Genomic DNA, 6237 nt, shown 5'->3' with positions numbered 1-6237 from the left:
GGACCGGGACCTCGATCCCGTGCTCCGCGCGGAACGCCTTCTTCTCCGCCCGGACCTCGTCGACCTGCCGCAGCACGGCCTCCGCCCGCCGGCGGCGCCACGATCCGGGCCTGGTGCGGGCCACGGTGCGTTGCGCCCGCGCGACACGGCGCGCCGTCGGCGGCTTGAGGCGGTAGACGCGCTCCGCCTCGCACAGCAGCCCGGCGTCCTGGGCGTCCACGGTCAGCAGGCCCACCTGCGACAGCATCCCCACGACGCTGCGCGCCGTGTACGCCCCGCGGGAGTAGCCGAGGACGACGATCTCGTCACCGGGCTCGTAGTTCATGGCCAGGAACCGGTAGCCGTCCACCACGTTGCGGGTGAACCCGTAGCCGAACGCGCCGCCCAGCAGCTGGTCGACCAGGTAGCCGCGGGCGCCGACGCCCGCCACGTAGCCGACGATCTGCTCGACGTCCGGATCAGCGCTCCCTCCGGAGCGCAGCACGGACCGCGCGAGCTTCTCGATGTTGGACACCTGCGGGTTCACCGCGTGGCTCCACGTCCCGTCGCAGCACAGCACCAGTCGCTTCATCGTCGTCCCCTCCATGTACCTCGGAGGGTGGCGGGGCGACGCTGATACGCCGAGCGTTCACGTCGTCGTGCGACGTCCGTCCACCGACGGCGTCGTGGGCGGCGTCATGAAAGGGGTCAGACGACGACGCGGATGACGGCGCTGTGGTCCAGCTCGGCGTCGCCGCGCTCGACCATCCGCTGGTACCGGTCGCGGGCGACCGCCGTCAGGGTCGTGTCGACACCGAGCCGCTGCCCGACCGCGAGGCCGAACTCGAGGTCCTTGAGCTGGGTGCGGCACGCTGCGCCGTCCGCGTAGTCGCCCGAGAGGTAGCGCCGCGACTTGTCGGTGAGCACCTGCGAGCCGGCCAGCCCGGCGCCCAGCACCTCGAGGACCGTGGCGAGGTCCAGGCCGCCGGCCTGTGCGATGGCGACCGCCTCGGCCAGGGCGTTGAGCGTGCCGCCCACGACGATCTGGTTGCACGTCTTGGTGAGCGACCCCGCGCCCACCGGACCGAGGTGGCGGACGGTCGAGCCCATCGCCTCCAGCACGGGCCGGACGGCGGCCAGGTCGTGGTCCGCGCCGCCCGCCATGATGCTCAGGCTGCCCGCGACGGCGCCCTCGACGCCGCCGCTCACGGGCGCGTCCACCAGGCGGATGCCGTCCGCCGCGAGCTCCTCCGCCCACGCGGTGACCTCGACCGGGCTCACCGTGCTCATCACGACCAGCACCGGGTCGGTGGTCCCCGCTGCGCGCCAGCCCGCCCGCAGCCCGTCCGGGCGGTCGACGACGTCCCGCACCTGCGGCAGGTCCGGCAGCATCACCACGACCACCGGCCGCGCCGCGTCCGCCGGCGTCGCGGCGACCGTCGCGCGCGGCTCGCCCTCGGCGACCGCCTCCGCCCGCGCGGCGGTCCGGTTCCACAGCGCGACGTCGAACCCCGCCGCCAGCAGGTTCCGCGCCATCGGCGCCCCCATCGGCCCCGTGCCGACGAACCCGATCGACGTGCCCTGCATCCTTGCCCCCTTCGCCACGGTCGCCGGTGGTCACCACGACCCGGCACGCCCCAGGGTAGGTCGAACGAGCGCCGCCGCCCCGAGCTGTCCGGCTCGATTTCGGCTGGACCGAGGTCACTCAGGTGCGGGTATGCACCACGACGACCTCCCGCTCGCCGGCCGCACCGCGCTCGTCACCGGCGTCTCCCGGCGCAAGGGCATCGGCTACGCCGTCGCTCGCGAGCTCGCTGGGCTCGGGGCGAGCGTCTTCATCCACCACTTCGCCCCGCACGATGCTCACCAGCCCTGGGGCGGCGACGACCTCGACGAGGTGCGCGCCGGTGTACGCGGCGCGCTCCGCGGCTCGGCCCTGAGCGGCGATGCCGGCGCAGACCTTCGCGACCCCGAGCAGATCGACGCCCTCGTCGACGCCGCACGGGACCTGACCGGCACTCTCGACGTCCTCGTGTGCAACCACGCGCGTAGTGGCGGCGACGGGTCGGTCCTCGACATGTCTGCCGAGGTCCTCGACGCGTTCCGGGAGACGAACACCCGCTCGACCTTGTTCCTCACCCGACGGTTCGCGGCTGAGCACCGGAAGGACGCTCCCAGGGCTCGACCGGGGGAACGGGTGACCTGGACTGCGCCGTCGGACCCCCGCACCGCGCCCAAGGTCGTCTGGATGACCTCGGGCCAGCAACAGGGCGCGATGCGGGGTGAGGTGGCCTACGCCGCCTCCAAGGCTGCGCTCGCGGGCGTCACCGCTACCGTCGCTGCCGAACTGCAGGACCTGGGCATCGTCCTCAACACGGTCAACCCTGGCCCGGTCAACACCGGGTATCTGGACCCCGAGTCCACGGATCGTCCCCTCGAGGAGCTCGACGCGCTCCGTCGCGCCACGCCGTTCGGCCGCTGGGGCGAACCGACCGACCCTGCGGGCCTCATCGGCTGGCTCGTCTCCGCGCCCGGCTCGTGGGTCGTCGGACAGGTCCTGACGACCGACGGCGGTTTCGGCCTCCAGTAACGGCGCATCGGGCGGCCAGGGCTCAGCCCAGCCGCCGCAGGAACTCCCGGGTGCGCTGCTCCTGCGGGTCCCCGAGCACCTGCTCGGGCGTGCCCCGCTCGTGCACGCGCCCGGCGTGCAGGAAGACGACCTCGTCGGCGACCTCGCGCGCGAAGCCCATCTCGTGCGTGGCGACGAGCATCGTCGTCGGCCGCCCCGCCACGCCCTCGCTACGCAGGGACAGCAGGATTTCGAGCACCTCCCCCACCAGCTCGGGGTCGAGGGCGGACGTCACCTCGTCGAGCAGGAGCAGCTCGGGCCCGTTCACCAGCGCGCGGGCGATGGCGGCGCGCTGCTGCTGCCCGCCCGACAGCTGGTCGGGGTACGCGCGCGCCTTGTCCGCGAGGCCGACGCGCTCGAGCATCGCCAGCGCGGCCGCCTCGGCCTCGGCCCGCGGCACCTTGTGCACGACGCGCGGCGCCAGGGTCACGTTGTCGAGCACTCGCAGGTGCGGGAAGAGGTTGTACTGCTGGAACACCATCGCGAGGCGGGCGCGGACGGCGTCGGCGTCCACCCACGGGTCGGCGACGTCCTCGCCGTCGAGCAGCACCTGGCCGTCGTCGACCTCCTCGAGCAGGTCGACGACGCGCAGCAGCGTGGACTTGCCGGAGCCGGACGACCCGACCACGACGACGCACGACCCCTCGGCCACGTCGAGGTCGACGCCGTCGAGCACGACCTTGCGGTCGGCGCCGGTGCCGAAGGACTTGCGCACGTCGCGCAGCGCCAGGAGCGGCGCGCCCGGGGACGCGGTCATCGGATCGCCCCCGCGCCCGCGACGCCGCGCAGCTCGCCGCGCCAGCCCTGCCTCGCCGACCAGGCGTCGACCAGCCGGGTGAGCGGGATCGAGATCGCGATGAACAGCAGGCCCGCGACGACGTACGGCGTGAAGTTGTAGTCCCCGGTGGTGGCGATCTGGGCGGCGCGGATCGCGTCGACGGCGCCGAGGATGGAGATGAGGCCGGAGTCCTTCTGCAGCGACACGAGCATGCTGGCCACGGGCGCCGTGACGTTGCGGACCGCCTGCGGCAGCACGACGCGCCGCGCCGCCTGCCCGCGGGTCAGCCCCAGCGACCGGGCGGCGGCCACCTGCGACGGGTGCACCGCCTCGATGCCCGCCCGGAAGATCTCCGCGAGGTACGCCGTGTAGCAGACCACGATCGACAGGCCGCCGAGGAAGGCCGCGCTCACCGGCAGCCACGGCAGCCGCAGGGCGGGCAGGCCGAAGCCGACCAGCAGCAGCACGAGCAGCAGCGGCACGCCGCGGAACACGTCCACGTACCCGACGGCGAGGATCCGCAGCGGGAACAGCGCCGGCACCCGCGACGTCCGGACGACCGCGATCAGGAGTCCCACGACCAGCGCGACGACGCTCGCCACCACCCACACCCGCAGGTTGAGCCACAGCCCCGCCGCGACCTCGGGCAGCACCTCCCACGCCCGCTCCGGGGAGAAGAACGCCTCGCGCGCCCGCTCCCAGCCGGGCGCCGTCGTCACGACGTACACGACGGCCGCCACCACCAGCACGGTCGCGACGCCCGCCACCAGCAGGGCCCGGCGGTGCTGCGCCCGCCGGTACGCGGCGCGGGCGCGCGCCCGCTCCGACGGCTGCCAGCCGCCGGTCGGCGTCGTCGCGGGCCCGGTCACCGGTCGTTCACCGCGTCAGGACAGCTCGGTGATGTCGTCCGACTTGAGCCACGTGGTCCGCAGCTCGTCGAGCGTGCCGTCCTCCTCGAGCGTGTCGACGGCGGCCGAGACGCACGCGGTGAGCGACGACCCCTTGTCGAGCACGAGCCCGAGCTGCTCCGGCTCGCCCACGGGCGGCAGCGTGCCGATCACGTGCGTGTCGGGGAAGTAGACGGTCGAGGCGGCGACGCCCTGGTCGACGTCCATCACCATGGCGTCGATGGTGCCCGAGCTCAGGGCGGTCATGCCGTCGCCGGCGGCGTTGAACGGTGTCACCTCGACGTCGTCGCCCCACGCGGCGTCGGCGACGGCGAGCGATGTCTGCGAGGCGGTGACGCCGATCTTCGCGCCCTCGAGGTCGGCCAGGCTCGCGGCGTCGGCGAACTCGCCCTCGTCGGCGACGATGACGCCCTGGCGGCTGGTCAGGTAGGGGCTGGAGAAGTCGACGGCGTTCTTGCGCTCGTCGGTGATCGTCGTCTGGTAGGCGGCGACGTCGAAGGTCTTCACGGCCGGGCTGATGATCTGCTCGAAGGTGACCGACGTCCACTCGACGTCGTCCTTCGCGAACCCGAGCTCGTCCGCGACGGCGTACACGAGCGCCGACTCGAAGCCCTCTCCGCTGCTCGGCTCGCCCACGTACCAGGGCTCGAACGGGTCGCTGGCGCCCACGGTCAGCGTGCCGTCGGTGAGGGTCTGCATCCCCTCGGGCGTGCAGTCGGTCGCGCTGCCGGACGCCGCGGGCGCGCCGTCGCCGTCGTCCGACGACGAGCAGCCGGCGAACGCGAGCGTGGCGGCCGACGCGAGAGCGACCGCGAGGACAGGACGGGAGGTGCGCACGGTGGAGCCTTTCCGACGTGGGGGACCGACGAGGACGGAGCGGGTCACGCCGCCGACGAGCCTATGCCGACCGCGGGTCCATGTGGCATGGCGGTCGTCACAGAGGAACCTCGGCGCGGTTGTCGATCTTCCCCGGGTTGTCGAACTGCACGGTCCTCGCGCGTCATCCAGGTGTACGAGCAGGTGTACGACCCGCCACGAGGAAGGACGATGGGACCATGACCACGTACGTCGTACTGTTGCCCGGCGTCGAGGACGTCTGGGAACGCGCGAGCGCCGAGGAGCGCGCCGCCGTCTACGCGAAGCACGAGGAGTTCGCCCGGCTGCTCGCCGAGCGCGGGCACCGCATCACCGGCGGTGCCGAGCTGACGCACTCCCGCACCACCAAGCAGGTCTCCCGCGACGGCGTGGGCCGGGTGGTCGTCACCGACGGCCCGTTCGCCGAGACGGCGGAGCAGCTGTCCGGGTTCTACCTCGTCGAGTCGGACGACCTCGACGACCTGCTCCAGATCAGCGCCACCCTCGTCGGCTCGACCGGCGGCGGCGACGCCGACGGCGTCGTCGAGGTGCGCGCCGCCGTCGACCACGAGGAGGGGGACGCATGAAGGTCGTCGTCCTGCTCACGCAGCCGAACCACTACGAGATCTGGGGCGCCGCCGACGACGCGCACCGCGAGCGCTTCGACGCCCGGCTGGAGGCGTTCGACTCCGCCGTCGCGGAGCGGGGCGAGGTCCTCGCAGGCGAGGGCCTCGGCCACCCCGGCACCGCCCGCACGCTCGGCCCGGGGACGAACGGCGACCGCGCCGTCACCGACGGCCCGTACGCCGAGGCGGCCGAGCAGCTCGGCGGCTTCTACGTCGTCGACGTGCCCGACCTGGGCACGGCCCTCGAGCTCGCGCGGCTGCTCCCGGACGAGCTCACGGTCGAGCTGCGGCCGGCCGTGGCCGGGTAGGGGACCCGTGGAGGGACGCCCGTGACGGTCCTCGAGGACCTCATGCGCGACGAGTGGGGCCGGCTCCTGGCCCTGCTCGTCGCGCGGTACCGCCGCCTCGAGCTGGCCGAGGACGGTCTCGCGGACGCGTTCGAGGCGGCGGCGCGCACCTGGC

The 6237-nt window shown here is 73.7% G+C and carries 8 protein-coding genes; 3 read left to right on the top strand and 5 right to left on the bottom strand.

All coding sequences use genetic code 11. From position 1 onward, the window contains the following. A partial coding sequence (locus tag ACFWEK_RS17525; protein ID WP_430554851.1) for a phospholipase effector Tle1 domain-containing protein occupies window positions 1-571 on the bottom strand: 571 nt, incomplete at its 3' end. Between the two features lie 116 nt (window positions 572-687). Beyond that, window positions 688-1566: an NAD(P)-dependent oxidoreductase gene (locus tag ACFWEK_RS17520; protein WP_430544995.1), complete on the bottom strand. Its 879-nt coding sequence runs from the start codon at window positions 1564-1566 to the stop codon at window positions 688-690. On the opposite strand from ACFWEK_RS17520, the gene ACFWEK_RS17515 reads away from it, so the two are divergent. Further along, entirely contained in the window at window positions 1535-2569 is a 1035-nt protein-coding gene (locus tag ACFWEK_RS17515; RefSeq protein WP_430544994.1) for an SDR family oxidoreductase, read from the top strand. The genes ACFWEK_RS17520 and ACFWEK_RS17515 overlap by 32 nt on opposite strands. A 22-nt stretch (window positions 2570-2591) precedes the next feature. Here ACFWEK_RS17515 and ACFWEK_RS17510 read toward each other — a convergent pair whose 3' ends face one another. From ACFWEK_RS17510 to ACFWEK_RS17500, 3 genes are read right to left on the bottom strand one after another with little or no spacing between them, the layout of a single operon-like run. Then, window positions 2592-3365: an amino acid ABC transporter ATP-binding protein gene (locus tag ACFWEK_RS17510; RefSeq protein WP_430544993.1), complete on the bottom strand. Its 774-nt coding sequence runs from the start codon at window positions 3363-3365 to the stop codon at window positions 2592-2594. Then, window positions 3362-4255 carry an amino acid ABC transporter permease gene (locus ACFWEK_RS17505; protein ID WP_430544992.1) on the bottom strand — a complete coding sequence of 298 codons (894 nt, stop codon included), beginning with the start codon at window positions 4253-4255 and terminating at the stop codon, window positions 3362-3364. Before ACFWEK_RS17505 ends, ACFWEK_RS17510 begins: the two co-directional genes overlap by 4 nt. Before the next feature lie 15 nt (window positions 4256-4270). After that, complete coding sequence (locus ACFWEK_RS17500) at window positions 4271-5131, bottom strand: ABC transporter substrate-binding protein (RefSeq protein ID WP_430554850.1); 861 nt, start codon at window positions 5129-5131, stop codon at window positions 4271-4273. Window positions 5132-5349: 218 nt separating this feature from the next. On the opposite strand from ACFWEK_RS17500, the gene ACFWEK_RS17495 reads away from it, so the two are divergent. Both ACFWEK_RS17495 and ACFWEK_RS17490 read left to right on the top strand, forming a co-directional pair. Next, window positions 5350-5736: a YciI family protein gene (locus ACFWEK_RS17495; RefSeq protein WP_430554849.1), complete on the top strand. Its 387-nt coding sequence runs from the start codon at window positions 5350-5352 to the stop codon at window positions 5734-5736. Beyond that, window positions 5733-6083 (top strand): YciI family protein, encoded by a 351-nt coding sequence (locus ACFWEK_RS17490; protein WP_430554848.1) that lies wholly within the window; start codon window positions 5733-5735, stop codon window positions 6081-6083. Before ACFWEK_RS17495 ends, ACFWEK_RS17490 begins: the two co-directional genes overlap by 4 nt. Window positions 6084-6237: the final 154 nt, after the last annotated feature.

The organism is Isoptericola sp. NPDC060257, from assembly GCF_042726645.1.
In the GTDB taxonomy this organism is placed as follows: Bacteria; Actinomycetota; Actinomycetes; order Actinomycetales; family Cellulomonadaceae; genus Isoptericola; species Isoptericola nanjingensis.
Note: the sequence above shows the minus strand (reverse complement) of the source record. Positions and strands in the feature narration are given on the sequence as shown.

What these genes read in the sequence shown, in the direction of transcription:
- ACFWEK_RS17520 (WP_430544995.1), bottom strand. Translation starts at nt 1,566, where the DNA reads ATGCAGGGCACGTCGATCGGGTTCGTCGGCACGGGGCCGATGGGGGCG.
- ACFWEK_RS17510 (WP_430544993.1), bottom strand. Translation starts at nt 3,365, where the DNA reads ATGACCGCGTCCCCGGGCGCGCCGCTCCTGGCGCTGCGCGACGTGCGC.
- ACFWEK_RS17490 (WP_430554848.1), top strand. Translation starts at nt 5,733, where the DNA reads ATGAAGGTCGTCGTCCTGCTCACGCAGCCGAACCACTACGAGATCTGG.
- ACFWEK_RS17495 (WP_430554849.1), top strand. Translation starts at nt 5,350, where the DNA reads ATGACCACGTACGTCGTACTGTTGCCCGGCGTCGAGGACGTCTGGGAA.